Here is a 26,324-nt window from a genome sequence, read left to right on the forward strand (position 1 = left end):
CGTTTTCGCATTTCAGGCCCCGTTCGCACGCGAACGGGGCCCGCCGCATCGGCGGGCCCCGTCCACCTGGGCGCTAGAGGAAGTAGCGCAAGGCTACGTACACCCAGGCCATTACCGTCGTTAGGAAGGTGACGATGAGGCCGTAGCGGGTGAACTGCCAGAAGGAGATGTGGTTGCCGGTGCGGGCGGCGATGCCGATGGCGACGACGTTGGCGCTCGCCGCGACGGCGGTGCCGTTGCCGCCGAAGTCGGCGCCCAGGGCGAACGCCCACCACAGCGCCTCGCCCTCGCCCGCCGGGGCGCCCTCGACGAGGCCCTCGACGATCGGCGCCATCGTCGCCACGTACGGGATGTTGTCGAAGAAGGCGCCGAGGACGGCCGAGCCGAACAGCAGGCCCGTCGCGGCGGCGAAGTAGTTGTCCCCGACGACGTCGATCGTCCAGGTGCCGATCGTCTCGATGACGCCGGTGTGCGTCAGGCCCGACACCATCGCGAAGAGGCCGAAGAAGAACACCAGCGTCGGCCACTCGACCTCGGAGATGACGTCCGAGACGTCCTCGCGCGACACGAGCACCATGACGCCCGCGCCGACGAGCGCGATGATCGACGGCTCGATGTGGAACACCGAGTGCAGCCCGAACGCGATGACGACGCCCGCCATCACGATCATGCAGCGGACGAGCAGCGCCGGGTCGGTGATGGCGCGGCGCTCCTGGAGGGCCATCACTTCGGCGACGTTGTCGGGGTTGTAGCGGAACGACTTGCGGAACATCACGCGGGTCAGCAGGACGAACACCACGAACACGACGACGACGATCGGCGCCATGTTGATGAGGAAGTCGTTGAAGCTGAATCCGGCCCGGCTGCCGATGATGATGTTGGGCGGGTCACCGATGAGCGTCGCCGCGCCGCCGATGTTCGACGCGAGGATCTCCGCGATCAGGTAGGGCTGCGCCGGGATGTCGAGCCGTCTGCAGACGACGACGGTGACGGGCGCCACCAGCATGATCGTCGTGACGTTGTCCAGGAACGGCGACGCGATGGCGGTGATCGCCATCAGCATGACCATCAGCCGGTAGGGCCGCCCGCGCGAGCGCTTGGCCGCCCAGATCGCCAGGTAGTCGAAAGCGCCGGTCCGTTTGATCACCCCGACGATGATCATCATGCCGAGCAGCAGGAAGATGACGTTCCAGTCGATGCCCTCGTGCTCGGAGAAGAACACCTCCGCGCCGGGGATGAGGCCGAGGACGGCCATCAGCCCGGCGGCGACGAGCACGACCTTGACCTTGTCGACCTTCTCCGTCGCGATGAAGAAGAACGCCGTGATGAAGATCGCGAGCGCGATGATCCCGCTCATCGGACCCGCTCCGGGGTCAGGAGTCCGGTTCGCCCAACGCCAGGATCGACACCAGGCGGTCCAGCGTGACGGCCCCGGTCAGCGATCCGGTCTCGTCCACGACGGCGATCAGCGGGCTGCGCACGGAGGCCATCAGCCCGGCGACCTCCAGCAGCGTCGCCTCGGCGCGCACCGTGACGGGTTTCGCCTTCGGCCGCGCGAGGCAGTCGCCCACGCTCATCTCCGCGAGCTCCTGCCAGAACAGGTCGGCGTGCGCCTCGTCCACGATGCGGGTGAGCGCCGGGTCCTCCTGGTAGGCGCGCGGGACGATGAGCCGCAGCACCTGGGTGCCCGGCAGCACCTGCACCGGGCGGCGCCGTTCGTCCACGACGATCAGTCCGGGGAGGCGCCCCAGCCCCATGACGCGGACGGCGCGCGCGACGGGATCGGCGAGCGTCACCGTGGGGATCTGAACAGCGATATCGCTTGCCCGCATGACGTCCTTTCGGGCGGTGCCCGGTCTCAACGACGATGACATGTCCTTCCAGTCTGTCCCCGTGGCGCGCCGGTGACCGTCTTCTCCCTGGTAAGGATGGGAGTCAGTAGCCACACGGGCCATCGGGACTGACACCCATTTACGGGGGTCGTGACCGTGTAGTTCGCCGGTCCGTGTGGACGCGTCGCGTGCCGTCGAGGAGAGTGGGAGGTCATGAGCACCGAGCCGCCCACCCGCATCCTGCTCGCCGACGACCACGCGCTCGTCCGCCGCGGGCTGCGGCTCATCCTGGACGCCGAGCCCGACCTGACCGTCGTCGCGGAGGCCGACGACGGCGCGGAGGCGGTGCGGCTGTGCCGTCCCGGCGAGGTCGACCTGGTCATCCTGGACATCGCGATGCCGCGCATGACGGGGTTGCAGGCGGCGCGGGAGATCGCACGGACGGCGCCCGGGGTGCGCATCCTGATCCTGTCGATGTACGACAACGAGCAGTACTTCTTCGCCGCGCTCAAGGCGGGCGCGTCCGGTTACGTGCTGAAATCGGTGGCGGACCGGGACCTGCTGGAGGCGTGCCGCTCCGCGATGCGCGGCGAGCCGTTCCTGTACCCGGGCGCGGTGACGGCGCTGATCCGCGAGTACCTGCGCCGCGACTGGCGCGGCGGCGAGGTCCCCGACAGCGTCCTGACGCCGCGCGAGGAGGAGGTCATCAAGCTGATCGCGGAGGGCCACTCGTCCAAGGAGATCGCGGCGACGCTCTCGATCAGCGTCAAGACGGTGGACCGCCACCGCGCCAACATCCTCGGCAAGCTCGGCCTGCGCGACCGCCTCGAACTGACCAAGTACGCGATCCGGGTGGGCCTGGTCGAACCGTGACGCGCCGGGTCAGGCGGCCGGGGGCACGATGAGGCGGACGCGGGTGCCGCCGCCGGGCGCCGCGTCGATGGTGAGGCGGGCGCCGATGAGGCCGGCGCGCTCGCGCATGCCGTGGATGCCGCTGCCCTCGGCGGCGGGCGGGCCGATCCCGTCGTCGGTGATGGTGAGGACGACGCCGTCCTCACCGGAGCGCAGCGAGACCTCGGCGTGGGCGGCGCGGGCGTGCCGGGCGACGTTCGTCAGGCTCTCCTGCGCGATCCGGTAGAGGACGAGCTCGACGTCGGGGCTCAACTCGGGCAACTGGGGGCGCAGCCGCCGCGTGATCTCGGGTTCGCCCGCCCCGGCGAAGTCGTCGGTGAGGGCGGTGAGGGCGCTGAGCAGGCCGAGGTCCTCCAGGACGCCGGGACGCAGCCGGCGCGCGACGTCGCGCACCTCGTCCAGGCCGCCGCGCACCGCCTCCCGCACGGTCTCCAGCTCTTCGGCGAGGTCGTCCGGCGCCCGGTCGCGGACGCGTTTCAGCGACAGCAGCACGACGGTGAGGCTCTGCCCGATCTCGTCGTGCAGTTCCTGGGCGATGCGGCTGCGCTCGGCCTCCTGCGCGGCGAGGACCTGCGCGGTGCTGGCGGCGCGGTCGGCCTCCAGCCGGTCGAGCATGGCGTTGAACGTGCCGATCAGGTAGCTGAGGTCGCCGTTGCCGCTGACGGGCAGCCGGTGGTGGGAGCGCAGCGAGTCGAGCCGCTCCATCAGGGTGGTGAGCCCTTCGAGCGGGGTGAGGCTGGCGCGGAGCAGGAATGCGTTCGCCGTCATCATCAGCGCGAGCCCGATGGTCAGGACGGGCAGCTCGCCCCATAGGACGGGTGAGGACACCGTGGCGGGCGACAGCGCGAGGACCATCGTGCCGACCGCGAAGATCAGCCCGTTGAGCAGCAGCAGCCGCCAGTACAGCGCCGAGACGGGGGTCCGCGTGGGGGTGCTCATGATTCCCAAGGTCACAGCATCGGCGGCGCGATGTCCATTCCGCCGCGACGGGCTACATGCCGGGAACCGGCCGGGATGGGGGACGGCCCCGATGGTGGCGGCGCCCGCGAGCGGTCACGCTGGAGGGGAAGGAGGGGTCATGTCCGCATATGCGGCCACGATCGTCGCCCTCGCCGCCGTGGCGCTGCTCGTGGCGGCCGGGGTCCGGATCGTCGGCGAGCACGAACGGCTGGTGGTGCGCCGGTTCGGGCGCGTGCACGCCGTGCGCGCGCCGGGGCTGCGGTTCCTCGTGCCCGGCCTCGACCAGCCCGAGCGGGTGTCGATGCGCGCGACCGAGCTGGACGTGTTCGTCCGCGCCGTCACGCGCGACGACGTGGCGATCAAGGTGGAGGCGACGGTGGTGCTCGCCGTGCACGATCCGGTGACGTCGGCGCGCGAGTCCGAGCCGTCCTACGTGGGCGGGCAGGCCGCCGCCGAGGGCGCCCTGGCGGACGCGCTCGGCGACCTGACCCTCGCCGATCTCGTCGGCCGTCCCGGCCCGGCGGCGCTCACCGGACGGATCGACGCGGCGGTGCGGCCGTGGGGCGTGCGCGTCGAGCGGGTGGCGATCACGAACGTGGACGTTCCGCTCGGCCCGGACCTGCTGGCCTGGGCGGGCCGCTGACGCCCGGTCAGGCGGACGGGCCGTCGGCGCGGCGGTCGAGCGCGCGGCGGGCCCAGCGGTAGCTGAACAGCATCGCGCTCATGATGATGCCGACGATGAATGCCGTAATGAACACGTCCATCCGTTCCACCCCCGAGTGTGCGCAGATCATGCGATATAACGCAGCGTGACGGAGACGTACCCCAGCGTCAGACCGGTCGAACCTGGGATGTGTCCGGAATTCTCGTCCTGAACGTGCGCCGATACGCGGACGGGGACGTCCGCATCACCCGGGCGAAGTGGTGCCGGAACGTCGCGGGACTGTCGAAACCGACACGCGCCCCGACGGTCTCGACGGGCAGCGTCCCGTCCTCCAGCAGCGGCAGGCTCGCCATGATCCGCTGGGTGATGAGCCACCGCACCGGGCTCGTCCCGGCCTGCCGGTTGAAGTGGCGGATCAGGGAGCGCGGCGCCATCCCGGCGTGCCGGGCGAGATCGGCCACCGTGAGCGTCTCGGTGAGATGGTCGAGCGCCCACGCCATCGTCGCGGCGACCGGGTCGCCCGCGTCGGCGGCGGGCACGGCGGCCTCCACGAACTGCGCCTGCCCGCCGTCGCGGTGCGGCGGGACGACGAGCCGCCGCGCCACGATGTTCGCGACGCGCGCGCCATGGTCCCGGCGGACGAGGTGCAGGCACAGGTCGAGCCCGGCGGCGCTGCCCGCGCCGGTCAGGACGTCGTCGCCGTCCACGTACAGGACGTCGGGCGTCACGCGCACGGCCGGGTGGCGACGGCGCAGCTCGGCGGCGTAGCGCCAGTGCGTGGTGGCGGCGCGGCCGTCCAGCAGCCCGGCGGCGGCGAGGGCGAACGCCCCCGAGCAGATCGAGACGACGCGGGCGCCGTTGGCCCGCGCCGCGCGCAGCGCCGCGACCACGTCGGCGGGGACGGGCGCGCGCACGTCCGGGACGGCGACGACGATCACGGTGTCGGCGGCGGCGAACGCGTCCAGGCCGTGGTCGGCGGTGAGGGTGAGGCCACCGGCCATGCGCATCGGGCCGGGCCGGTCGGCGCAGACCCGCAGGTCATACCAGGGGACGGTGAGTTCGGGGCGCGGCAGCCCGAACACCTCGACGACGGTGCCCAGCTCGAAGGGCGTCATGCCGTCGAAGGCCAGGACTGAGACTGTGTGCCGCATGGCGGGATATTAGCGATGTGCGGCGTTGCTGCCACTTCTGCGGAGGTCGGGCGGCGCGCGAGGATCGGAGCACCTGATCTCGAAGGAGTCCGATGAACGACGCCGTCCGCTACTTCTCCGCCCGCCTCGCCTTCGAGACCGACGTCGCGGACGTCGCCGCCGCGCCGTCCGGCACTGTGATCATCGACACGCGGAGCCGTGCCGCGTGGGACGAGGGGCACCTCCCCGGCGCGCTCCATCTGCCCACCGCGCAGATCCCCGACCGCGCCGCCGCCCTCGTCCCGGCGGGGACCGACGTCGTCGTCTACTGCTGGGGCCCGGCCTGCAACGGCGCGACGAAGGCGGCCCTGGCCCTCGCCCGGCTGGGTTACGCGGTGCGCGAGATGCTCGGCGGCTTCGAGTACTGGGCCCGCGAGGGCCTGCCGTACGAGCGCGGCGACGGCACCACCGCCCGCCGCCCGGTCGATCCGCTCACCGCGCCGAAGGGGGGCGTCGGCTGCGCGTGCTGAAGCGCGGATACCGCCCGGTACGGGGTGCCGGTGAGGGGCGGTCGGGAAGGTTTTCCTGCGGACGGGGCATAAGCACGGGGTGTGTCGACGTTAGAATGGTCGAATCACTCTTACGACGCTGAACGCGTCCGGCTCGTCCTTGCAGCCCACCGACACATGGTCGTGGTGCCTCCCGAGACGTGCCCCCCTCTCGGAAGGTACTGCGTGACCAACGTTCCTGCTGCCCATGACGTCGCCGTGTCCACCGACGCGGAGATCGTCCCCTCCTTCGGCGAGCTCGGCCTTCCCGCCGACCTCGTCGCGGCGCTCGCCCGGCAGGGCATCGACGCGCCGTTCCCGATCCAGGCCGCCGCCATCCCGGACGTGATGGCGGGCCGCGACGTCCTCGGCCGCGGCAAGACCGGTTCCGGCAAGACCCTCGCCTTCGGCCTGCCGATGCTGGCGCGCCTGGCGGGCCGCCGCGCGGCGTCCAAGCGCCCGCTCGGCCTCATCCTCGTCCCGACCCGCGAGCTGGCCCAGCAGGTCCAGACGAACCTGGAGCCGCTCGGCCGCAGCGTCGGGCTGCACTTCAAGACCGTCATCGGCCAGACGTCGATGTTCAAGCAGATCGACGCGCTGCGCCGCGGCGTCGAGATCCTCGTCGCCACCCCGGGCCGCCTCAAGGACCTCATGCGCCAGGGCGCGTGCGACCTGTCCGACATCGAGATCGTCGTGCTGGACGAGGCCGACCACATGGCCGACATGGGCTTCCTGCCCGACGTCACCGACATCCTCGACCAGGCGCGTCCCGGCGGGCAGCGGCTGCTGTTCTCCGCCACGCTCGACCGCGACGTCGACGTCCTGGTGAAGCGTTACCTGAACGACCCGGTGACGCACGCGATCGGCCCGGTGGACGAGTCCGTCGACACGATGGACCACCACCTGCTGCTCGTCGCGCCCAAGGAGAAGAGCCTCATCACGGCGGAGATCGCCAACCGTGAGGGCCGCACGATCCTGTTCGCGCGCACCAAGCACGGCGTCGACCGGCTCGCCAAGCAGCTCACCCAGGTGGGCGTCCGCGCGGCGGGCCTGCACGGCGGCAAGAGCCAGGGGCTGCGCACCCGCACGCTGCACGAGTTCCGTGAGGGCTCGATCAACGTGCTGGTCGCCACGGACGTCGCCGCGCGCGGCATCCACGTGGACGACGTGTCGCTGGTCATGCACGTCGACCCGCCCGCCGACCACAAGGACTACATGCACCGCGCCGGCCGCACGGCCCGCGCGGGGGAGAAGGGCACCGTCGTCACGCTGGTGCTGCCGCACCAGGTGCGTTCGACGTCGGCGATGACGCGCCGCGCGGGCATCGAGGCGCCGCGCCTGAAGGCGATCTCGGGCGACGGCCGGCTCGTCGAGCTGACCGGCGCCCGCGAGCCGTCGGGCGTGCCGATCGAAGAGCCGCTGATCCCCGAGCGTCCCGCGCGCCGCGAGGGCGGTCGCGGTGGCCGTCCGGGCGGCGGGCGTCGCAGCGGCGGCCGCGGCTACCAGGGCGGACGCGGTGGCGCGCCGCGCGGCGAGCGCCGCGAGGGCGGCTTCGACCGCGACCGTTCCGGCGGCCACACCGGCCACGGCGGCTCGTACGGTGAGCGCTCCGGCGGCTCGTCGTACGGCAACCGGCGCAGCGGCGGCGGCTACAACGGCGGCACGTCGCGCCGTCCGGCCCGCTCCAGCTAGACACCACGACAACGGCGGCCTCTCCCTTGCGCGGGGGAGGCCGCCGTTGTCGTGTCTCACCCCTCGGCGGGGCGGACGTGGCGCAGCAGCGCGAACGCCAGGACGGCGAGCAGCACCGCGAGGACGGCGGTGACGCCGTAGGCGGTGGTGACGGCCGTGGTGAACGCGTCGCGGGCCCGGTCGGCCAGCGCGGGATCGCCGGACCGGACGGCGCCGGTGACCGAGTCGCGGGCGGCGGCGGGCGCGTCACCGAGGGCGAGCCGGTACAACACGGCCCCGAGACTGCCGAAGACGGCGATGCCGAGCCCGATGCCGAACTCGCCGCTCGTCTCGGCGACGGCCGACGCCGAACCGGCCTTCCCGGCGGGCGCGGCGCCGAGCACCATGCCCATGCCGAGCGCGCCGACCGGCGCGGTGCCGAGGTAGCCGACGACGAGCCCGGCCATCAGCTCGAACGTGCTGCCGGACAGCGCCGCGAACGTGAACCCGGCCGTGGCGAGCAGCAGCCCGCCGCCGATGACGGTGCTCGGCCGGACCTTCCGGGCGAGCACGGGCGCACCGAGCGATCCGGCGACGAGCGCCAGCGCGGGCGGCACGAGCGTGAACCCGGCGCGCAGCGGCGCCATCCCGGCGACGTTCTGGAGGTACTGGCTGACGAGCAGGTAGACGCCGCCCTGCGCGACCATGGTGCCGAGCAGGATGGCCAGCGCGGACGTCAGCGCGCGGCTGCGGAACAGCGCGGGGTCGAGCAGCGGCGACGCCAGCCTCCGCTGCCGGGACAGGAACGCGGCGCCGAACGCCGCACCGGCCGCCAGCGACACGTACGGGACGACGCGCACCGGGTCTCCGGCCAGTTCCTTGAGCCCGTACACGACGGGCAGGATCGCGGCGAGCGACAGCGCGACGCTCACCGGGTCGAGCCGCCCGCCCTCGGCGCCCCGGTGCTCGGGCAGCAGCAGCGGCGCCGCGACGAGCAGCACCACCATGACGGGAACGCCGAGCAGGAACACCGACCCCCACCAGAACGACTGGAGCAGCGCCCCGCCGATCACGGGGCCGAGGGCGGCGCCGCCCATGAAGCACGCGACGAACGTCCCGACCGCGATGCCGCGCTGCGCCGGGTCGGTGAACATGGTGCCGATGAGCGCCAGCGCGGACGGCATCAGCGTCGCGCCGCTGATCCCGAGCAGCACCCGCGCGGCGAGCAGCATCTCGGGCGTCACCGACCAGGCGGCGAGCGCGGACGACAGCCCGAACGCGACGGCGCCGATCATGAGCAGGCGGCGCCGTCCGATGCGGTCCCCGACGCCGCCCATCGTGACGAGGAAGCCCGCCATCATGAAGCCGTAGACGTCCATGATCCAGAGCTGCTGCACGGGGCCGGGCCGCAGATCGGCGGTCAGGTGGGGGAGCGCCAGGTACAGGACGGTGTTGTCCAGGGCGAGCAGCAGGGTGGGGAGGGCGAGCACGGCCAGCCCCGCCCAGGCGCGGGCGGGCGCCCGCGTCGGTGTTTCGGTCATCGTCATCGCAGAGCCTCTCGTGGGATTCCGCGTCCAGGCTCCGGCGCGCACGTTATGGGCGAGTTCGGATCGGCTTATGGCGGGATAGCGTGGCCCTCATGCGGTACGGGGTGCTGGGTTCCGTGGAGGTCCGGACGGACGACGGTCGCCCCGTCGTCGTGCGGGAGCGCAAGGTGCGGGCGCTGCTCGCCGCGCTGCTTGCGGCCGAGGGCCGCCCGGTCGGCCTCGACGCGCTGGTGGACGCGCTCTGGCCGGACGGCCCGCCCGAACGCGCCCTGCCCGCGCTGCGCGTCAAGGTGTCGCAGCTCCGCCGCGTCCTGGACGACGCCGAACCCGGCGCGCGCACCCGCCTGACGGCGACCGCCCCCGGCTACCGGCTCGCGCTGCTGCCGGGCGAACTCGACGCCGTCCGCTTCACCGACCTGGCCCGCGACGCCCGCGCCGACCCGGCCCGCCGCGTCGCGCTGCTCACCGAGGGCCTCGCGCTGTGGCGCGGCCCCGCGTTCGCGGACCATCCGTGCGGCGACGCCGTCCGGCTGGAGGAACTGCGCCTGACCGCCGTGGAGGACCTGGCCGACGCCCGGCTGGACGCGGGCGAGCACGCCGCCCTGGTCCCCGAGCTGGTCGATCTCACCGGCCGCCACCCGCTCCGCGAGCGGCTGCGCGCCGCGCTGATGCGCGCCCTGTACCGCAGCGGGCGGCACGCCGAGGCCCTGGACGTCTACCGCTCGCTGCGTGCCCGGCTCGCAGACGAACTGGGCGTCGACCCCGGCCCCGACCTGGACGACCTGCACACCGCGATCCTGCGCCGCGACCCCGCGCTGGACGCGTCGTCCGCCGCGCCGCCGCGCGCCCGGCTGCCGCTCCCCCTCACCGCGCTCGTCGGCCGCGACGCCGAACGCGCCGACGTGCGGCGCCTGCTGCGCGCGTCGCGGCTGGTGACGCTGACCGGACCCGGAGGTGTCGGGAAGACCCGGCTGGCCGTGGACGTCGCCGCCGACGGCCCCGCTCCGGCGGTGTTCGCGGACCTGGCGGCGGTGCCGCGCGACGCGTCCCCCGACGCCGTCGCCGAGGCGGCCGCGTCCGCGCTCGGCTCCCCCGCGACGACGGTTGGCGCGCTCGCGGACGGCCTGGAACCGCACGACGTCCTGCTCGTCCTGGACAACTGCGAGCACGTGGCCCGCGCGGCGGGCGACCTGGCGGCGCTGCTGCTCGGCCGCGCCCCCGGGCTGCGCGTGCTCGCGACGGGCCGGACGGCGCTCGGCGTCCCCGGCGAGGTCGTCCGCGCGGTCACGCCGCTGGCGCTGCCGGAACCGGGCGCCGACCCGCGCGACTCCCCCGCCGTCCGCCTGTTCACCGAACGCGCCGCCGCGGCCGGTGCCCCGGACCTCGACCCGGACACCGCCGCCACCGTGGCGCGACGGCTGGACGGCCTGCCGCTCGCGCTGGAGCTGGCGGCCGGACGCGTCGCCGCGCTCGGCGCCGAACGCCTGGCGGCCCTGCTCGACGACCGCTTCGCCGTCCTGACGCCCGGCCGCGCCGGACCCGACCGGCAGCGCACCCTGCGCGCCGTCCTGGACTGGAGCTGGGAGCTGCTGCCCCCGGCCGAGCGGCGGTTGCTGCGCCGTCTCGGCGTCTTCGCGGGCTCGTTCGACGCCGAGGACGTCGCGGACATCTGCGCCCCCGATGGTTCCACGTGGAACATCGCCGCCGCCAAGCGCGCCGCCGACCTGCTCGCCGCCGCTCCCCCGTGCGACGCCGAGTGCGGCGGCCCGGAGCCGGTGGCGCCGGACGTGCCGGACACGGTGACGCTGGCGGCGCTCGTCGAAGGCTCGCTCGTCGTGCGCGAGGGGGAGCGGTACCGGCTGCTGGAGACCGTCGCCGCCTACGCGCGCGAACGGCTCGCGGCGGCCGGGGAGGACGCGACGCTCCGGCTCCGCCACGCCCGGTACTACGCGCTCCTGGCGGAATGCGCCGAAGCGAACCGGTTCGGACCGGCGCGGACCCGCTGGCTCGCCCGGCTGGAGGCCGACGACGCCAACCTCCGCGCCGCGCTCCGCACCTCGCTCGACTCCGGCGACACCGCCCTCGCGGCGCGCATCGCGGCGGCGCTGGCCTGGTACTGGGCGGTACGCGGCGAACTGCCCGAACGCCGCGACACCCTCCCCGCCGACGTGGTCGCCTCCGCCGGAGCGCTGCACGCCCTCGAACTGGAGACGGCCCGCGCGGCGGACGACCCGGCCGCCGTCCGGCGCGCGCTGGAGGGGCTGGCGGCGGCGCGCGTCCTGGCGGGCGAGGACGGCGAGGCCGTCCGGCTGCTGCTCCAGGCGTCCGCGACACGAACCCGCCTGGCCGAGGCACTGCGCCTCAGCCTGGGCCCCGCCGCCTTCCCGGACACGGCCCCGGCATCGGCCTGACGCTGGGCGTCAGCCGGCTTCTTCGTGGAGGGGTTCGGGGGCCGCTCGGGCGGCGAGGCGGGCCTGGTCTTCGGCGCGCAGGCGGTCGGAGAGGATTTGCAGGCCCTCCATGCCCTCGGCGGACAGGGTGGCCAGCTCGTGCAGCGAGATCAGCGGCGAGGCGGTGCGCAGCGGCGGCTGCCAGCCCGTCTCGGGGTCGTGCGTGCGCAGCACCTTGGCGGGGACGCCGCCGATGACGGCGTGGTCGGGGAACTCGCCGCGCACCACCGCGCCGCCCGCGACCGCGACGTTCTTCCCGAGCCGCGTGCCCGGCAGGATGATCGCGCCGGTGCCGATCCAGCAGCCGTTCCCGATGACGACCGGGTTGTTCTCCGGCCACTGGCGCCCGATCGGCATGTCCAGGTCGCCGTAGGTGTGGTTCTGGTCGGTGATGTAGACGTTCGGGCCGGTGAACACGTCGTCACCGATCTCGATCGACTGATGTCCGACGACGTGGGTGCCGCGGCCGAGCGAGCAGCCCCGCCCGATCTTCACGACGATGTCGGGCCCGAGGTCCAGTCCCGGGACGAAACCGGCCGAGATCGTCACGTGCGTGCCGACGAGCGTGTGGTCGCCGATGGAGATCCACGGCTCCCCGTACACGGCGCCGACGGGGAACCCGATGCAGGCGCCCTCGCCCAGGTAGGCGAACTTCCGGCTGCCCGGCGTGTGCGGGGTGATCTCACCGTGCCGCTGGACCCACTCCCAGCCGCGTTGCACCGCGGTGTGCAGGCTCCGCTCGACGCGGCGGCGCAGCCGGGCGCGCAGGGGGTGGACCGCCCGGCCGGATTTCGCTGACATGCGCCCACGGTACCGGTTGGTACGAAACGCCGGTATCGTCCGTCCGCTCCCGTCCCACGGGCCGCATGCGGGGACAGCCGAGGAGCCCGGTCCGTGGACCGGGCCCCCTCGCTGGTGCCCCTCTGCGTGCTACGGCTTCTTGGCCGAGCCCGGGGTGCCGGTGGAACCCGGCGCGCCCTTGCCGGTCGGGCCCGGCTTGCTGCCGTTGCCGGACGCGGCCGTGGCCGTGCCGGTCGTCGGCGTGGCACCCGTGCTCGACGTGCCGGTGGTGGCCGGCGGCTCCGGGTCGGTGGCGGGATCGTCCAGCAGCGGGTCGCTCGCGGCCTTGTTCTTGGCGATCACGCTCGCGATGCCGACCAGCGCCACCGCCACCAGCGCGGTCAGCGCGAACTTGCGGCCGCGCCTGGGCTTGGGCGGCTCGACGCGCTGCGCCGTGTCGGACAGCACCGCGCTGACCTTCGGCGCCAGATCGCTCTCGACGTACTTGGCGGCACGCTCCAGACGCGGGGCGCTCCACTCGCGGGCGGCGAGGATGCCGTCGGCGGTGGCGACACGCGTCTGCTGGGCGGCGGGGCCGATCCGTTCGGCCGCCGTCGAGGCACCCTGCCTCGCCGCTTCCACTCCGCTGCGCGCGACGTCCTGCGCGCGGTCGAACTGGTAGCGGGTCTCACCCTTGCGCTTACGACTGACAGTGTTCTTCAGGGACACGCTAACCTCCAGGTCCGTGAGGTCCTGCCGAGCACCCTTCCCTCTGGACCGGACGTAAACCCCGCCCCCTCCGAGCGTGGCCGAACCCTGAACGAAAGATCGGTGCCCGCAGGGCCGGAGCCGTGTGTTCCCCGGCGCGGAGGGTAGGCCGTCCCGGCGGGGCGGAGGCGCGCGACGCGCTAACCTCGCATTCTGCGAGCGGTCGCCCCGCGACCGTGACCGCGGCCGGGCGGAGACCCGGTGAGGCGCGCGCCGGAACGCCGCGCCGCGCGGGCAGGCAACAGACGCACCCAACCGCAGAGGAGGCCCCCAGATGGCCGAAGAAGTCTTCGCTACGCTGAACACCAACGCCGGGAAGATCGTTGTCCAGCTCTATCCGGAGCAGGCCCCCGAGACCGTGGCGAACTTCGTCGGGCTGGCCGAGGGCGGCAAGCCGTGGACGCACCCGCAGACGGGCCAGAAGTCCGACGCCCCGCTCTACAACGGGACGATCTTCCACCGCGTCATCCCGAACTTCATGATCCAGGGCGGCGACCCGATCGGCACCGGCACCGGCGGCCCCGGCTACCAGTTCAAGGACGAGTTCGACCCGTCGCTGACGTTCGACCGTCCCTACCTGCTGGCCATGGCCAACGCCGGGCCCGGCACGAACGGCTCGCAGTTCTTCATCACGACGAACGTCGAGAACACCCGCCACCTGACGAACCGGCACACGATCTTCGGCAAGGTGATCGAGGGCACGAACATCGTCGACCAGATCTCCGCCGCGCCGACGGGCCGCAACGACCGTCCCCAGCAGGACGTGGTGATCGAGTCGGTGACGATCGAGCGCCGCCAGTCGTAGTACAGGGTGAGACCCCTGCCCGGCCGGTTGGAGCCGCCTGATGACCACTGATCCCCGCCACGCCCCCGAGACGTCGCCGCCCCGGTGCTACCGCCACCCGGAGCGCGAGACGTACGTGCGCTGCACGCGCTGCGACCGGCACATCTGCCCCGACTGCATGCACGACGCGGCGGTCGGGCACCAGTGCCCGGAGTGCGTGGCCGAGGGGAACCGGTCCGTCCGGCAGCCCCGGGGGACGATGGGCGGCGCGGTCGCGCGGGGCTCGTTCACGCCGGTCGTGACGTACGCGCTGATCGGTGTCACGGTCGCGGCGTACGTGGTGTCGCTCACGTCGGACGCGTTCTTCGAGGCGCTGCTGATGTGGGGGCCGGGGGTCGCGCACGGCGAGTGGTACCGGCTGGTGACGCCGATGCTGCTGCACCAGCGGATGGGCGACGGTTCGTTCGGCATCGCCCACATCCTGTTCAACATGTGGGCGCTGTGGGTGATCGGCCCGCCGCTGGAGCAGGCGCTGGGCCGCTGGCGGTTCCTGGCGCTGTACGTGCTGTCGGGCATCGGCGGCTCGGTGCTGCTGTACCTGGTGGAACCGGGCGGTGCGGCGGTCGGCGCGTCCGGCGGGATCTTCGGCCTGTTCGCGGCGTTCTTCGTGCTGAGCCGCAAGACGGGCGCTCCGGCGGGCGGGATCGTGTTCCTGCTGGTGATCAACCTGGTGATCACGTTCGCCGTGCCGGGCATCTCGTGGCAGGGCCACATCGGCGGCCTGGCCGTGGGCGGCCTGCTGGCGGCGGCGTTCGCCTACGCGCCGCGCTCGGCGCAGCGCGTCGTGGGGATCGCGGCTCCGGTGGCGGTCGCCGCGCTGCTGCTCGCCGCGACGGCGGTGCAGACCGTGAGCCTGACGGGGTGAGAACGACCACGGGCCGCCGCGTCGCGTCGACGCGGCGGCCCGTGAACGTCAATTGTCCCCAGCCTGTGGATAACTTTCGTGGATTAATGCGCCACGAAAGCGGGTAGGGGTCAGCGCCAGCGCGTCGACAGGATGACGCCGATGATGATCAACGTGAAGCCGATGCCGAGGTTCCAGTTCTGAAGATCGCTCATGACGGGGACGCGCGTGCCGGTGCTCGCCGTCACGTAGAACGTCGCGAGCCAGGCCAGCCCGACGACCCACAGCGCGATCATCGTGGGAGCCAGCCAACGCGGGCTGACCTCGGGCGCCTTCGACTTCTGCGGCGGCGTGTAGACGGCCTTCTTGCGCACTTTGGACTTGGCCACGGTGGATCGGTCTCCTCGGGCGTCCGGCGGCCGGAGCGCCGGTCCGCGCATGGGTGTTTTGTCGGTTAGCGTAGTCGCTGGTGAAGAGCGTACGACGTCGAACGTGGGGAAGCATCATCCCAGTCCTCACGCTGATCGCGGGAACCCTGTTCGCGGCGAGCGCGAGCACGTCCCGCGGTACCGACCTGCGCGACGCCGGGCGCACCCGCCTCACCGAGCTGATCGCCGCCGAGCAGCGGCGCGGCGACCGCGAACGGGAAGAGTACCGCCGGTTGAGCCGCGAGGTGGACGACCTGTCCGCGCGCGCCGCCGCCGGAGACGGCCGCGTCCGCGCCGAGCAGGGCCGCGCCGCCCGGCTCGCCCCGTCCGCCGGGTTCGCGCCGCTGCGCGGGCCGGGGCTGCGGGTCGTCCTGGACGACGCGCCGCACCGCCCGGACGGCGAGCTGCCGCGCGGCGTCGGCGCCGACGACCTCGTCGTGCACGAGGGCGACGTGCAGGCCGTCGTGAACGCGCTGTGGGAGGGCGGGGCGACGGGCATGCAAATAATGGATCAACGGATCATCGCCACGAGCGCCGTGCGCTGCGTGGGCAATACGCTGATCCTCCAGGGGGTGGTGTACTCGCCGCCCTTCCGCGTCACCGCCGTGGGCGACCCGGCACGGCTGCGTGCCGCGCTGGACCGCGCACCGGAGATCGCGACGTACCGCAAGTACGTGCGGGCGTACGGGCTCGGCTACGCGGTGCGCCCGCTCGGCCGGGTCACGCTGCCCGCCTACACCGGCCACGTGACGATGAACCACGCGTCCGTGCCGGAGCAGGACTGAAGCGAGGGAGCGGACGGAACGTGCGGGTGATCATCCGTGGCCTGGGCGAGCTGTGCATCACGGCGGGCGTCGTGGTGCTGCTGTTCGTCACCTACTCGCTGTGGGGAACGGGCCGCTACACCCAGGCCCAGCAGGACAAGCTCGACGACGAGCTGTCCCGGGCGTGGCGCGAGCCGCGGGTGACCACCGAGAAGGTGTCGCTGGGCAAGGGCATGGCGCGCATCCACGTCCCCCGGTTCGGGAAGAAGTTCAGCTACGTGATCGTCGAGGGCGTCGAGCCGGCCGACCTGCGCAAGGGGCCGGGCCACTATCCGGGCAGCGCGCTGCCCGGCGCGGTCGGCAACTTCGTGGTGTCGGCGCACCGCACGACGTACTCGGCGCCGTTCAACCGCGTCGGGGAGCTGAAGGACGGCGACGAGATCGTCATCGACACCCGCACCCGGAAGTACACCTACCAGGTCACCGGCCGCCGGATCGTGAACCCGTCGGCGGTGGAGGTGACGTCGCCGGTGCCGGGGCGTCCGGGCCGGAAGCCGAAGCAGCGGATGATCACGCTGACGACGTGCCATCCGAAGTACTCGGCGGCGCAGCGGCTCGTGATCTTCGGGAAGCTGAGCGCGGAGGTCCCGCGCGTACCGGCGACCGCGCAACGTTAGGGGAGATGCGTGTACGCGTGGATCTGGCGGCACCTGCCCGGTTCGGGGCCGAAGAAGCTGATGTGGACGATGCTGGCCGTCCTGGTGGTGGTCGCGGCGCTCTGGTACGTGGTGTTCCCGTGGCTGGAGCCCAAGCTCCAGTTCGACCACGGCGTCGTGACGCCGGCGTCGACCCCGCCGGGCGGTGGGTGAGGTGCAGGTCCTCGTCGTGGACAACCACGACAGCTTCGTGTTCAACCTCGTGCAGTACCTGCGCGAGCTGGGCGCGTCGTGCACGGTGCTGCCCCGCGAGGACGTGACGCCCGCCGACGCGGCGGACGCGGACGGCGTGCTGCTGAGCCCGGGGCCGGGGCATCCGGCCGAGACGGGCGTCTGCCTCGACCTGGTGCGCGACGCGGCCCGGACGGGCCGTCCGCTGCTCGGCGTCTGCCTGGGCCACCAGGCCATCGCGCACGCGTTCGGCGCGACGGTGGGGCGCGCGCCCGACGTCGTGCACGGCTACACCAGCCCGATCCACCACGACGGCGGCGGCGTCTTCGCCGGGCTGCCGGACGGCTTCGCCGCGACCCGCTACCACTCCCTGGCCGTCCGCCCGGAGACGGTGGCGCCGCCGCTGGCCGTCACGGCCCGCACCGACGACGGCGTGATCATGGGCGTCCGGCACCGGACGGCGCCGGTGGAGGGTATCCAGTTCCACCCCGAGTCGATCCTGTCGGAGCACGGCCGCGACCTGCTCGGAACCTGGCTGCTGACCTGCAAGGACACCGCCCGGCCGGTCCCGGCGTGAGCACGCTCCCATAAAACGCGAAAATCCGTCGAAGAAACCTGTAACACCCCAGGACCGTCACCCGATGACAGATCGAGGGCTTCCGCCATTGCCCCCGAGTGGCGGAAGCTCTCTCTTATTGCCGCGCCTTCGGCGCGGCGGGGCTAGGGCCCTTTTGGCACCGACGCAGAGGGCATGATCATCCTCCCTTCGGTCCGGATGATCATGCCCTCTGCGTCGGCGCGGCCCTAGCCCGGGTGGTTCGCGTGTATACGTCACTTGGTGGTGCGTGGTGTCTCGCTCAGGCGGGGTGGACGCGGCGGGGGGCGGCGTCGTGCCAGGTGGCGGCGTGGGACGCCGAAGTGTCGGGGAGGTCGGTGAACTCGGTGAGGACGGCGTGCGCCATGCGGGGCGCGGACGCGCTCGACCCGCCGGACTGGGGGGCGTCGACGCGGGCCCAGACCGTGGTCGAGCCGTGGTCGTGCCGGACGCCCCAGCTCTCGGCGAGCACCTCGACGATGCCGAGGCCCCGGCCGCCGAGCGAGGACAGGGTGCCCGGGCCCTTGCGCGGCTCGGTCATGGAGCCGCCGTCGGTGACGGCGAACTCCAGCGCGTCGCCGTAACGGGCCCAGGAGAGCCGGATCTGCCCGGACGGCAGCGGACGCGCGTGGCGCAGCGCGTTGCTGAGAAGCTCACTGACGATGACGTGCGCGTCGTCGATGGCCGACTCGCAGACTCCGGCGGCGGTCAGTTCGCCGCTGAGGCGCCGACGGGCCAGCGAGACGCTGGACGCCGCGTGGGGAAGCATGGAGACGCTCGACGTCCTCACCTCCCCGTTCCGTTCCGTTGGTTCCTCGCCCCTTCGGTACGACCGAAATGCCCGGTCGTGGGGTTCCGGAAACCCGAACTTAACGAACTCGCGCCGGCCGGGCGACGGCACCGCGTCGCGGACACGGTCAACACCCCCGTCTGTGGCGGACATGGGAAACCCACTCTCGCTGACGATCCTTCTGAGGTCTATCCACCCACTGACGGAATACTCCTCACGCATACGTTTCGTCCGTCACACCACGGCGACACTGTGCGTTTCCGCAAACGACCGCTCGCCTAACTGTTGAGTCAGCACAACGGCATCACGGCGCGGGCGGCAGGACGAGCCGCATCACCGTTCCGGGCCCGTCCGAAACCGGGTGCGCGGAGATGGCGCCGCCCTGCGCCTCGGTGAGCCGCCGCACGATGTACAGGCCGAGCCCGATGCCGCCGAACCGGCGCCGGTCGCCCGCCTCGCCCTGGACGAACCGCTCGAAGACCCGTTCGTGGTCGCCGGGGGCGATGCCGATGCCCTCGTCCCGGACGGTCACCACGAGCCCGGCGGGCTCGGCGCGGGCCGTCACGGTGACCTTGCCGCCGTCGGGCGAGTACTTGAACGCGTTCTCCAGGAGCTGCCCGAGGATGATGTCGGTGGCCATCGCGTCCCCGAGCGCCGCCGGGAAGCCGTCCGGAACGTCCAGATCGACGCTGTGCACGGTGGACAGCGACCGGAACCCGCCCGCGACGCCCTCCAGCACCCGCGTCAGGTCGAACGGCTCCAGCGTCACCGCCAGCTCGTCCGCCCCGGCGCGCGCGCCGAGCAGCAGGTGTTCCACCAGGCGGCCGAGCGACTGGGCGCGTTCGGCGATGGTGGCGACGGCGGAGCGGCGGTCGGCGTCGGACAGCTCGTCCCAGCGGTGCACGAGCGTGCTCGCGAACCCCTGCACGACGGTGATCGGGGTGCGCAGCTCGTGGCTGGTGGTGGCGAGGAACAGGTCCTTGGCCTCTTCGAGCGCCTTCGCCTCCGACACGTCGCGGATGTCGACGACGAGTTCGCCGGTCTCCTCGATCTCGGCGGCGACCGCGTGCAGCCAGCTTCCGGGGCGGCCGGGCGGCTCGAACGTCGTGCCCTCCCCCGGCGCGGGCGCCGCGAACGGCAGCGCGCCCCCGATGACCTCGGCGGCCGGACGTCCGGTGAGGGCACTGGCCGCCGGGTTCCATTGCCGGACGACGCGGTCGCGGTCGAGCACGGCGATGCCGTCGGCGCTGGAGTCGATGACGGCGCGTTCGTGCGCCCGCTGCCGGACGACGCGCTCGTAGGCGACGGCGTTGCCGACCGCGACACCGGCGTGCCCGGCCAGCAGTTCCAGCAGCTCCAGCTCGATGTGCCCGACCTTGCGGCCGGAGAACAGCGCGTACAGCGCGCCGTAGGGACGGTTCTGGAGGAACGACAGGCCGAGCGCGATCGTGTGCAGCCCGTCCAGCTCCGACCAGACGAGCTCCGACAGCCGCTCGGCGCCGGTGGCGAGCATGACCGTCTTCTCCGACCGCAGCGCCTCCCCGACCAGGCTGGTGCGCAGCGCGGCGCCGGTGCCGCGCATCCGGTCGGGCAGGCCGGACAGGCTGACGAGCGTCAGCCGGTCGCCGTCGATGCGGACGAAACCGCCCGCGTCGGCGCCGGTCAGCTCGATGAGCGCGGCCGTGATGCGGTCGAGGACGGTGGCCAGGTCGAGTTCGGCGTTGAGGTCGGCGACGATGTCGTTGAGGCGCCGCACCAGCCGGGCCCGCTCGGCCATGTGGTGCTGGGCGCCGTCGTCCTCGTCGGCCGGGTGGTAGACGCCGACCCAGCCGAGCCGCTGCCCGGACGCGTCCTTCAGCAGGCTGGTGTCGATGCGGACGTCGATGAGGCCGCCGTCCTTGCGGAAGCGGCGCGTCGCGATGGAGATGCGGCCGCCGTCGCCGGACGGGCGGGTGAGCAGCCGCTCCTGGACGGCGTTGTGCTCGGCCTTCAGCTCGTCGGGCACGAGCGGCGGGACGCGGCCGGTCATCTCGGCGGCGCTCCAGCCGAACATGCGCTCGGCCGCCGGGTTCCACACGGTGACGCGGGACCGGTGGTCGACGGCGATGATCGCGTCGGCGGCGGATTCGAGGACCGCGCGGGCGATCGGGTCGTGGGCGTGCACGTCCTTCATCGTGCCACCGGATCATGGGGGTGCGCCGGGCAACCACCACGGAAAGGTTCTCGCATCGCGGGGGGTCCCGCCGGAAGAACGTCACGAACGCCGGGAACGGTCCAGCCTTCCGGCGAGCGCGGCGGCGGCGCCCGCGACGAGGAACGAGAACAGCGACGCGCTCATCCAGCCCTGCGCGGTGAAGTGCACCAGTTCCTGGACGCGCGTCCAGAACGCCGCCCACCAGCCGACCGAGCCCGGGTAGATGAGCTGGTAGACGGCGAAGCCCGCCGCCCACGCGGCGATCATGCCCCAGCGGGACGGGGCGTCGCGCCCTGTGTCCCAGCCGCGCCGCCCGCTGCCGAGGAAGAAGTCGGCGGCCAGCACGCCGAGCATCGGCACGAACACCGACCCGATCAGCGACAGGAACCCGGCGTAGTCCCCGATGTTGAAGATCAGCGCCAGCACGGTGATGCCGGTGCCGAGCGCGACGCACAGCACGCGGCGGTCGGCGCGCGGCACGAGGTTCTGGATCGACACGGCCGTGGAGTAGACGTTCGCGAACGACTGGTCGGCCTCGCGCAGCACGAAGATGCCGAAGAACAGGACGCCGAGCGGCACCGCCAGGAACGGGTCGAACACCTTCTCGGTGTTCCCCGCGACCATCGCGAGCGCGAGGAGGCCGAGGACGTAGGCGAAGATCTGCGTGGCCGAGTAGCCGACGGCGGCGGCGCCGAACGCGCTGCGCGCCGTGCGGGAGTGCCGGGTGTAGTCGGCGGCGACCGGCACCCACGAGATCGACACGGCCAGCGCGGCGTCGGCGCCGATCCAGAAGCCGCCCCAGTCGCCCGCCGTCAGGTCGGGGAGCGGGCCGGTGAGGAACCGGACGTAGAAGTAGACGAGCGCGACGAACACCGCCACCGTCACGTAGCGGCGCAGCAGCCGGACCGAGCCGAGCGGCCAGATCGTGAGCGCCGTCGTCAGCACGCCCGCCGCGACGACGTAGACCCAGCGGGGAATCCCGTCGTACAGCGCGGACGCGGCGTCGGCGATGACGATCAGCTCGAACGTCCCCCAGCCGACGAGCTGCGCGATGTTCAGCACCGTCGGCACGTACGACAGCCGCGCGCCGAACAGGCCGCGCAGCAGCACCATCGCGGGCTGCCCGGTGCGGGCGCCGGGCGCGGCGGCCAGTCCGAGCATGAGCCCGCCGAGGACGGTGCCGACCGTCATCGCGACGATGCCCGCGACGATCGACAGCGTCGGGTTCCCGGCCGCGTCCGGCGCGAGGACCGTGTACGCGCCGGAGAACGCGAAGAGGCTGACGCCGAGGTTGGCCCAGAACGCGGACTGGTCCCAGAAGCCGAGGACCTTGGGGGCCGGTTCGTCGAGGGTGAACGGCACTTCGGACGTCTTGGCGGTGGCCGCCACGACACACGCTCCCTACGCCGGCATGATCCGGACAGGTTCTGCGGTCGGCGACGCGATCGTCGTCGCCCTCTCAGCCCGTCAGCCCGGACTCCCGCGCGGTGAAAAGAACAGACGGCAGCGTACCGCCCCTTATGCGACGTGCGGTGGTGCGTCCCCGCTCGCGTCCATCGGGAGGCCCGACGCGTGCCAGCCCTGCATCCCGTCGGCGACGTTCTTGGCGAGCCAGCCCGCCTGGTTCAGCGCCACCGTGACCTGCGCGGAGCGGGCGCCGGAGCGGCAGATGACGAAGACCTCGCGGTCCTGCGGGATCTCGGCGGCGCGGTCGTTCAGCTCGGTCATCGGGATGTGGACGGCCTCGGGCGCGTGGCCCGCGTCCCACTCGTCCTGCTCGCGGACGTCGAGCAGGTAGCCGTCGGCGGGGACGTCGGCCGCGTCCACGGCCGGAACGTCGTTTCCGAAGAACATGCGCATCTCCCTGGAACCGCGCGGACGTGCCGCGCGTCGAACTCTCATGCGGTATCGGACCCTCGCGCTCACCACGCCCGGCCTCGCCCTGATCCTGTCACTGGCGGCCTGCGGCTCGGACGACGCCCCGGCGGGGCCGTCCAAGGTGGCTCCCACGCACACGTCCCCCGAAACCCTCACCGTCCAGGTCAAAGCGGATAAGGACGCCGCGCCCACCACCTGGACCCTGACCTGTGACCCCGTCGGCGGCGACCATCCCGCCGGGCAGAAGGCGTGCGCCGCCCTCAAGGCGGCCCCCGAAGCGCTCAAGACGCCCCCCACCGGGCAGATGTGCACCACCATCTATGGCGGTCCCGAGACTGCCACCCTCACCGGCACCTGGCAGGGTGCGCCGATCAAGGCCGATTTCAAGCGCACCGACGGCTGCGCCATGACCCGCTGGGACAAGCTCGCCCCCGTCTTCACTCCGCGCTGACGTCCGGCGCCCGGGCGTGCAGCACGTCCCGGGCCTGTTCGGCGGCGCGGGTGAGGCTCTCGGTGACGAAGTCCAGGTAGCGGGCGATGTTCTCCAGCCGTGCGGCGGCGGGTGTCCCGGCGCCGAGCACGCGCACGCCCTCGCGCGCCGTCGTGGCGAACGCGTCGTTGGAGCGCGCGCTGGCGAGCATCGCCTGGTGCCACAGCTCGGCGTCGACGACGTAGCGTTCGCGGCGTCCGTCGCGCTCGCGGCGGACGAGCGCCTGGCCCTCCATGAACGCGATCGCCTTGGACACCGACGCCGGGCTGACCTGGAGCCGCTGGACGAGTTCGGCCGAGGTGAGGCTGCCGGTGTCGGTGGTGTACAGGCAGCCGAGCACGCGCGCCATCATCTGCGGCAGGCCCTGCGCCATGAGCGCGGTGACGAACGCCTCCTGGTACTCGTGCACGGCCTCGGGGTCGCGCCCGTGCGGCTGCGGGGCCGGTTCGGGCGTGCGGGCGGAGCCCTGCCCGCGCCGCCGCGCGCGTCGCTCGGTGGCGCGGTGGGCCAGCTCGGCGCGGTAGGCGCCGGGACCGCCGTTGCGCATCACCTCGCGGGTGATCGTGGACGTGGGGCGGTCGAGGGCGCGGGCGATCTGCGCGTAGGGCAGGCCGTCGGCGAGGCCCTGCGCGATCTGGCGGCGTTCCTGCTGGGTGAGTCTGCCTCCGGGCATCGCGCGCTCTCCTCGGGGTGTCGTCCGGCTGCCGTGGTGGGGCCACCTTAGCTTTCATGCTCATTTCATTGCAACGTAACCGCTTCGATGGTTGCGTTAGCGTTCAGCCTGGATGCAATGAAATATTTATCTTCACCTGCATAGATGCTGTTCGGTTGCAAAGATCGCGTTGCAGAAAACTGTGAAGGCAACGTAGCTTTAGCGATGTCGAAAGCAGTTGAACGCAGGAGGACACGATGCAGTTCCCCACCCCCGCCCCCATCACCGCCGTCATCGCCGTCCCCGCCGGACGCGTCCAGGTGATCGCCGCCGACCGGCCGGACACCGTCGTCGAGATCCGGCCCGCGCGGCCGTCCAGCGGCCGGGACGTCAAGGCCGCCGAGCGGACGCGGGCCACGTTCCACGACGGCGTCCTGCGCGTCGAGTCCACGGCGAAGGACCGGCTGCTCGGCCCGTCCGGGTCGGCCGAGGTCACGGTGCGGCTCCCGGCCGGGTCGCGGGTCGAGGTCGCGACGGCGGGCGAGGTGCGCGGCGTCGGGCGGCTCGGCGACGTGACCGTCCAGGGCGCGACCGGGCCGGTCAAGCTGGACGAGGCGTCGAGCGTCCGGCTCGACGTCGCCGCCGGTGACGTCCGCGTCGGCCGCCTCACCGGGTCCGGCGAGGTGACCGTCGCCCGGGGCGACGTCGAGATCACCGAGGCCGTGCGCGGCACGCTCGCGCTGACCGTCCAGTCCGGCGCGATCACGGTCGGCGCCGCCCCCGGCGTCTCCGCCGCGCTGGACGCCGCCACCCCGCACGGCCGCGTCACCAACGCCCTCCGCAACGACGGCGCCGTCGCACTGGACGTCCGCGCCACCACGTCCCACGGCGACATCGTCGCCCGCAGCCTCTGAACCGTCCCCCACGTCCTCGAAGGAGCCCCCCCATGACCGAACCGGCGATCACCGCGCGCGGCCTGCGCAAGTCCTACCCCGGCAAGAACGGCGACAAGATCGTGCTGGACGGCGTCGACCTGACCGTCCCGGCCGGGACGATCTTCGCCCTGCTCGGCCCCAACGGCGCCGGCAAGACCACCACCGTCCAGATCCTGTCCACGCTGATCCCCGCCGACGCCGGAACCGTCCGGATCGCCGGGCACGACCTGGCGCGCGCTCCGGACGAGGTGCGCGGAGCGATCGGCGTCACCGGCCAGTACTCGGCCGTCGACAAGCTGCTCACCGGGCGGGAGAACCTGCTGCTGATGGCCGATCTCCACCATCTGCCGCGCAAGCAGGGAAAGCGGACGGCCGACGCGCTGCTGGAACGCTTCGACCTGGTCGAGGCGGCGGGCAGACCCGCGTCCACCTACTCCGGCGGCATGCGGCGCCGCCTCGACCTGGCGATGACGCTGGTGGGCGACCCACGGGTGATCTTCCTGGACGAGCCCACCACCGGCCTCGACCCGCGCTCGCGGCGGACCATGTGGCAGATCGTCCGCGACCTCGTCGCGACCGGCGTCACGATCTTCCTCACCACCCAGTACCTCGAAGAGGCCGACCAGCTCGCGGACCGCATCGCCCTGCTCGACCACGGACGGCTCATCGCAGAAGGCACCGCCGACGAACTCAAGCGGCTCATCCCCGGCGGCCACGTCACTCTCACCTTCGCCGACGCCGACCGGCTCGGCGCCGCCCACCGGATCGTCGGCACCGGCGCCGCCGACCCGCAGGCGCTCACCCTCCAGGTGCCCGGCGACGGCGGCGCGGACGCGCTGCGCGACCTGCTCGTCGCCCTGGACGAGCACGCCGTCGCCGTCGCCGGGGTCGCGGTCCACACGCCCGACCTGGACGACGTCTTCCTCACCCTCACCGGCCAGACCAAGGAGAACGCACGATGACCACCCCGACCCTCGCGCTGCGCGACTCCTCCACCATGGTCCGGCGGCAGCTCAAGCGGCTCGTCCGCTACCCGTCGATGACGATCCAGCTCATCGTCACGCCGGTCGTGCTGCTCCTGCTGTTCGTCTACGTCCTGGGCGGCACCCTCGGCACCGGTCTCGGCGGCGGGACGGGCGGCCGGTCCGCCTACGTGAACTACGTGGTGCCGGGCATCCTGCTGCTGGCCGTGGTCACCGCCGCGACCGGCACGGCGGTCATGGTCGCGACGGACATGACGGAGGGCATCATCGCCCGGTTCCGGACGATGCGGATCTCCCGGGGCTCGGTGCTGACCGGGCACGTCGTCGGCAGCGTCGTGCAGCAGCTCCTCGGCATGGCGGCCCTGTTCGGCATCGCGTTCGCGATCGGCTTCCGCCCGAACGCGACGGCCGTGGAGTGGCTGGCCGCCGTCGGCCTGCTCACCCTGTTCGCCGTGGCGATCACCTGGCTCGCGGTGGCGCTCGGCCTGAGGTCCCCGACCCCGGAGTCCGCGAGCAACGCCCCGATGCCCCTGATCCTCCTGCCCTTCCTGGGCAGCGGCTTCGTCCCCACCGACTCGATGCCCACCGCCCTGCGCTGGTTCGCCGACTACCAGCCCTTCACCCCCATCATGGAAACCCTCCGCGGCCTCCTCCTCGGCACCCCCATCGCCAACAGCGCCACCCTGGCCCTCACCTGGTGCACGGCCATCACGGCCCTCTCCTACCTGTGGGCCAAGAAGACCTTCACCAAGCCCTGACCCACCCACCCCGGGGCCGT

At 72.8% G+C, this 26,324-nt stretch carries 28 protein-coding genes; 15 read left to right on the top strand and 13 right to left on the bottom strand.

Annotated elements, in window-relative coordinates; genetic code table 11:
• Nucleotides 1-73: 73 nt before the first annotated feature.
• Both C229_RS0106455 and C229_RS0106460 read right to left on the bottom strand, forming a co-directional pair.
• Nucleotides 74-1,357 (bottom strand): ArsB/NhaD family transporter, encoded by a 1,284-nt coding sequence (locus tag C229_RS0106455; RefSeq protein ID WP_018654261.1) that lies wholly within the window; start codon nt 1,355-1,357, stop codon nt 74-76.
• Nucleotides 1,358-1,373: 16 nt separating this feature from the next.
• On the bottom strand, nt 1,374-1,832 hold the full coding sequence (locus C229_RS0106460) for a CBS domain-containing protein (RefSeq protein WP_033423934.1): 459 nt from the start codon (nt 1,830-1,832) through the stop codon (nt 1,374-1,376).
• Between the two features lie 213 nt (nt 1,833-2,045).
• Between C229_RS0106460 and C229_RS0106465 the strand changes: the two genes are divergently transcribed.
• Entirely contained in the window at nt 2,046-2,705 is a 660-nt protein-coding gene (locus tag C229_RS0106465; RefSeq protein WP_018654263.1) for a response regulator, read from the top strand.
• 9 nt (nt 2,706-2,714) lie between these two features.
• Here C229_RS0106465 and C229_RS0106470 read toward each other — a convergent pair whose 3' ends face one another.
• Nucleotides 2,715-3,683, bottom strand: coding sequence for a HAMP domain-containing sensor histidine kinase (locus C229_RS0106470; protein ID WP_018654264.1), 969 nt, complete (start codon nt 3,681-3,683; stop codon nt 2,715-2,717).
• Nucleotides 3,684-3,822: 139 nt separating this feature from the next.
• Between C229_RS0106470 and C229_RS29665 the strand changes: the two genes are divergently transcribed.
• Nucleotides 3,823-4,347, top strand: a complete 525-nt coding sequence (locus C229_RS29665; RefSeq protein WP_018654265.1) for an SPFH domain-containing protein — start codon at nt 3,823-3,825, stop codon at nt 4,345-4,347.
• A gap of 188 nt (nt 4,348-4,535) precedes the next feature.
• On the opposite strand, the gene C229_RS0106485 is transcribed toward C229_RS29665, so the two are convergent.
• Nucleotides 4,536-5,519, bottom strand: a complete 984-nt coding sequence (locus C229_RS0106485; protein WP_033423935.1) for a helix-turn-helix domain-containing protein — start codon at nt 5,517-5,519, stop codon at nt 4,536-4,538.
• Between the two features lie 92 nt (nt 5,520-5,611).
• Here C229_RS0106485 and C229_RS0106490 point away from each other — a divergent pair, with 92 nt between their 5' ends.
• Both C229_RS0106490 and C229_RS0106495 read left to right on the top strand, forming a co-directional pair.
• On the top strand, nt 5,612-6,028 hold the full coding sequence (locus C229_RS0106490) for a rhodanese-like domain-containing protein (protein WP_018654268.1): 417 nt from the start codon (nt 5,612-5,614) through the stop codon (nt 6,026-6,028).
• Nucleotides 6,029-6,232: 204 nt separating this feature from the next.
• A complete protein-coding gene (locus C229_RS0106495; RefSeq protein ID WP_026313501.1) occupies nt 6,233-7,738 on the top strand; it encodes a DEAD/DEAH box helicase in 1,506 nt (501 codons plus the stop codon).
• 56 nt (nt 7,739-7,794) lie between these two features.
• On the opposite strand, the gene C229_RS0106500 is transcribed toward C229_RS0106495, so the two are convergent.
• Nucleotides 7,795-9,264, bottom strand: coding sequence for an MFS transporter (locus tag C229_RS0106500; protein ID WP_018654270.1), 1,470 nt, complete (start codon nt 9,262-9,264; stop codon nt 7,795-7,797).
• Nucleotides 9,265-9,356: 92 nt separating this feature from the next.
• On the opposite strand from C229_RS0106500, the gene C229_RS29670 reads away from it, so the two are divergent.
• Nucleotides 9,357-11,675: an ATP-binding protein gene (locus C229_RS29670; RefSeq protein WP_018654271.1), complete on the top strand. Its 2,319-nt coding sequence runs from the start codon at nt 9,357-9,359 to the stop codon at nt 11,673-11,675.
• Between the two features lie 9 nt (nt 11,676-11,684).
• Here C229_RS29670 and C229_RS29675 read toward each other — a convergent pair whose 3' ends face one another.
• Nucleotides 11,685-12,515, bottom strand: coding sequence for an acyltransferase (locus C229_RS29675; protein WP_018654272.1), 831 nt, complete (start codon nt 12,513-12,515; stop codon nt 11,685-11,687).
• A 129-nt stretch (nt 12,516-12,644) separates the two neighbouring features.
• Nucleotides 12,645-13,223, bottom strand: coding sequence for a hypothetical protein (locus C229_RS0106515; protein ID WP_018654273.1), 579 nt, complete (start codon nt 13,221-13,223; stop codon nt 12,645-12,647).
• Nucleotides 13,224-13,536: 313 nt separating this feature from the next.
• Between C229_RS0106515 and C229_RS0106520 the strand changes: the two genes are divergently transcribed.
• Nucleotides 13,537-14,067: a peptidylprolyl isomerase gene (locus C229_RS0106520; protein ID WP_018654274.1), complete on the top strand. Its 531-nt coding sequence runs from the start codon at nt 13,537-13,539 to the stop codon at nt 14,065-14,067.
• A 40-nt stretch (nt 14,068-14,107) separates the two neighbouring features.
• Entirely contained in the window at nt 14,108-14,971 is an 864-nt protein-coding gene (locus tag C229_RS0106525; RefSeq protein WP_018654275.1) for a rhomboid family intramembrane serine protease, read from the top strand.
• A gap of 110 nt (nt 14,972-15,081) precedes the next feature.
• On the opposite strand, the gene C229_RS0106530 is transcribed toward C229_RS0106525, so the two are convergent.
• Nucleotides 15,082-15,390, bottom strand: a complete 309-nt coding sequence (locus C229_RS0106530) for a cell division protein CrgA (RefSeq protein WP_081639752.1) — start codon at nt 15,388-15,390, stop codon at nt 15,082-15,084.
• Between the two features lie 29 nt (nt 15,391-15,419).
• Between C229_RS0106530 and C229_RS0106535 the strand changes: the two genes are divergently transcribed.
• Genes C229_RS0106535 through C229_RS0106550 form a run of 4 tightly spaced genes read left to right on the top strand, consistent with a single transcriptional unit; the run spans nt 15,420 to nt 17,606 of the window.
• Complete coding sequence (locus C229_RS0106535; RefSeq protein ID WP_018654277.1) at nt 15,420-16,163, top strand: DUF881 domain-containing protein; 744 nt, start codon at nt 15,420-15,422, stop codon at nt 16,161-16,163.
• Between the two features lie 20 nt (nt 16,164-16,183).
• Entirely contained in the window at nt 16,184-16,819 is a 636-nt protein-coding gene (locus tag C229_RS0106540) for a class E sortase (RefSeq protein ID WP_240487096.1), read from the top strand.
• A gap of 9 nt (nt 16,820-16,828) precedes the next feature.
• A complete protein-coding gene (locus C229_RS29680) occupies nt 16,829-17,011 on the top strand; it encodes a hypothetical protein (protein WP_018654279.1) in 183 nt (60 codons plus the stop codon).
• Nucleotides 17,004-17,606, top strand: a complete 603-nt coding sequence (locus C229_RS0106550; RefSeq protein ID WP_018654280.1) for an anthranilate synthase component II — start codon at nt 17,004-17,006, stop codon at nt 17,604-17,606. Before C229_RS29680 ends, C229_RS0106550 begins: the two co-directional genes overlap by 8 nt.
• A gap of 280 nt (nt 17,607-17,886) precedes the next feature.
• Here C229_RS0106550 and C229_RS29685 read toward each other — a convergent pair whose 3' ends face one another.
• The 4 genes from C229_RS29685 to C229_RS0106570 all read right to left on the bottom strand — a co-directional run bounded on the left by C229_RS29685 (nt 17,887) and on the right by C229_RS0106570 (nt 22,462).
• The gene (locus tag C229_RS29685) at nt 17,887-18,393 is read right to left on the bottom strand and encodes an ATP-binding protein (protein ID WP_018654281.1); all 507 of its coding nucleotides are present in this window, start codon (nt 18,391-18,393) and stop codon (nt 17,887-17,889) included.
• A 325-nt stretch (nt 18,394-18,718) separates the two neighbouring features.
• Nucleotides 18,719-20,587, bottom strand: a complete 1,869-nt coding sequence (locus C229_RS0106560) for a sensor histidine kinase (RefSeq protein ID WP_018654282.1) — start codon at nt 20,585-20,587, stop codon at nt 18,719-18,721.
• 81 nt (nt 20,588-20,668) lie between these two features.
• Nucleotides 20,669-21,997 (bottom strand): purine-cytosine permease family protein, encoded by a 1,329-nt coding sequence (locus C229_RS0106565; protein ID WP_018654283.1) that lies wholly within the window; start codon nt 21,995-21,997, stop codon nt 20,669-20,671.
• A 129-nt stretch (nt 21,998-22,126) separates the two neighbouring features.
• Complete coding sequence (locus C229_RS0106570; RefSeq protein WP_018654284.1) at nt 22,127-22,462, bottom strand: rhodanese-like domain-containing protein; 336 nt, start codon at nt 22,460-22,462, stop codon at nt 22,127-22,129.
• On the opposite strand from C229_RS0106570, the gene C229_RS0106575 reads away from it, so the two are divergent.
• Complete coding sequence (locus C229_RS0106575; protein ID WP_240487098.1) at nt 22,461-22,937, top strand: SSI family serine proteinase inhibitor; 477 nt, start codon at nt 22,461-22,463, stop codon at nt 22,935-22,937. The two genes, C229_RS0106570 and C229_RS0106575, sit on opposite strands and share 2 nt — an antisense overlap.
• On the opposite strand, the gene C229_RS0106580 is transcribed toward C229_RS0106575, so the two are convergent.
• Complete coding sequence (locus C229_RS0106580) at nt 22,924-23,649, bottom strand: helix-turn-helix domain-containing protein (RefSeq protein WP_018654286.1); 726 nt, start codon at nt 23,647-23,649, stop codon at nt 22,924-22,926. The genes C229_RS0106575 and C229_RS0106580 overlap by 14 nt on opposite strands.
• A 236-nt stretch (nt 23,650-23,885) precedes the next feature.
• Here C229_RS0106580 and C229_RS0106585 point away from each other — a divergent pair, with 236 nt between their 5' ends.
• From C229_RS0106585 to C229_RS0106595, 3 genes are read left to right on the top strand one after another with little or no spacing between them, the layout of a single operon-like run.
• Nucleotides 23,886-24,542: a DUF4097 family beta strand repeat-containing protein gene (locus tag C229_RS0106585; protein WP_018654287.1), complete on the top strand. Its 657-nt coding sequence runs from the start codon at nt 23,886-23,888 to the stop codon at nt 24,540-24,542.
• A 32-nt stretch (nt 24,543-24,574) separates the two neighbouring features.
• Nucleotides 24,575-25,525, top strand: a complete 951-nt coding sequence (locus C229_RS0106590) for a daunorubicin resistance protein DrrA family ABC transporter ATP-binding protein (protein WP_018654288.1) — start codon at nt 24,575-24,577, stop codon at nt 25,523-25,525.
• The gene (locus C229_RS0106595) at nt 25,522-26,304 is read left to right on the top strand and encodes an ABC transporter permease (RefSeq protein WP_018654289.1); all 783 of its coding nucleotides are present in this window, start codon (nt 25,522-25,524) and stop codon (nt 26,302-26,304) included. The genes C229_RS0106590 and C229_RS0106595 overlap by 4 nt, the downstream gene beginning before the upstream one ends.
• The last annotated feature ends 20 nt before the right edge of the window (nt 26,305-26,324 follow it).

This window comes from Actinomadura flavalba DSM 45200 (assembly GCF_000374305.1).
Lineage (GTDB): Bacteria > Actinomycetota > Actinomycetes > Streptosporangiales > Streptosporangiaceae > Spirillospora > Spirillospora flavalba.

Bases quoted from the DNA above. Each gene is read 5' to 3' on its own strand.
- C229_RS0106485 (WP_033423935.1), bottom strand. From the start codon at position 5,519: ATGCGGCACACAGTCTCAGTCCTGGCCTTCGACGGCATGACGCCCTTC.
- C229_RS29675 (WP_018654272.1), bottom strand. From the start codon at position 12,515: ATGTCAGCGAAATCCGGCCGGGCGGTCCACCCCCTGCGCGCCCGGCTG.
- C229_RS0106580 (WP_018654286.1), bottom strand. From the start codon at position 23,649: ATGCCCGGAGGCAGACTCACCCAGCAGGAACGCCGCCAGATCGCGCAG.
- C229_RS0106460 (WP_033423934.1), bottom strand. From the start codon at position 1,832: ATGCGGGCAAGCGATATCGCTGTTCAGATCCCCACGGTGACGCTCGCC.
- C229_RS0106490 (WP_018654268.1), top strand. From the start codon at position 5,612: ATGAACGACGCCGTCCGCTACTTCTCCGCCCGCCTCGCCTTCGAGACC.
- C229_RS0106465 (WP_018654263.1), top strand. From the start codon at position 2,046: ATGAGCACCGAGCCGCCCACCCGCATCCTGCTCGCCGACGACCACGCG.
- C229_RS0106570 (WP_018654284.1), bottom strand. From the start codon at position 22,462: ATGTTCTTCGGAAACGACGTTCCGGCCGTGGACGCGGCCGACGTCCCC.
- C229_RS29665 (WP_018654265.1), top strand. From the start codon at position 3,823: ATGTCCGCATATGCGGCCACGATCGTCGCCCTCGCCGCCGTGGCGCTG.
- C229_RS29670 (WP_018654271.1), top strand. From the start codon at position 9,357: ATGCGGTACGGGGTGCTGGGTTCCGTGGAGGTCCGGACGGACGACGGT.
- C229_RS0106530 (WP_081639752.1), bottom strand. From the start codon at position 15,390: ATGCGCGGACCGGCGCTCCGGCCGCCGGACGCCCGAGGAGACCGATCC.
- C229_RS0106575 (WP_240487098.1), top strand. From the start codon at position 22,461: ATGCGCATCTCCCTGGAACCGCGCGGACGTGCCGCGCGTCGAACTCTC.
- C229_RS0106590 (WP_018654288.1), top strand. From the start codon at position 24,575: ATGACCGAACCGGCGATCACCGCGCGCGGCCTGCGCAAGTCCTACCCC.
- C229_RS0106595 (WP_018654289.1), top strand. From the start codon at position 25,522: ATGACCACCCCGACCCTCGCGCTGCGCGACTCCTCCACCATGGTCCGG.
- C229_RS0106520 (WP_018654274.1), top strand. From the start codon at position 13,537: ATGGCCGAAGAAGTCTTCGCTACGCTGAACACCAACGCCGGGAAGATC.
- C229_RS0106500 (WP_018654270.1), bottom strand. From the start codon at position 9,264: ATGACGATGACCGAAACACCGACGCGGGCGCCCGCCCGCGCCTGGGCG.
- C229_RS0106560 (WP_018654282.1), bottom strand. From the start codon at position 20,587: ATGAAGGACGTGCACGCCCACGACCCGATCGCCCGCGCGGTCCTCGAA.
- C229_RS29685 (WP_018654281.1), bottom strand. From the start codon at position 18,393: ATGCTTCCCCACGCGGCGTCCAGCGTCTCGCTGGCCCGTCGGCGCCTC.
- C229_RS0106455 (WP_018654261.1), bottom strand. From the start codon at position 1,357: ATGAGCGGGATCATCGCGCTCGCGATCTTCATCACGGCGTTCTTCTTC.
- C229_RS0106470 (WP_018654264.1), bottom strand. From the start codon at position 3,683: ATGAGCACCCCCACGCGGACCCCCGTCTCGGCGCTGTACTGGCGGCTG.
- C229_RS0106525 (WP_018654275.1), top strand. From the start codon at position 14,108: ATGACCACTGATCCCCGCCACGCCCCCGAGACGTCGCCGCCCCGGTGC.
- C229_RS0106585 (WP_018654287.1), top strand. From the start codon at position 23,886: ATGCAGTTCCCCACCCCCGCCCCCATCACCGCCGTCATCGCCGTCCCC.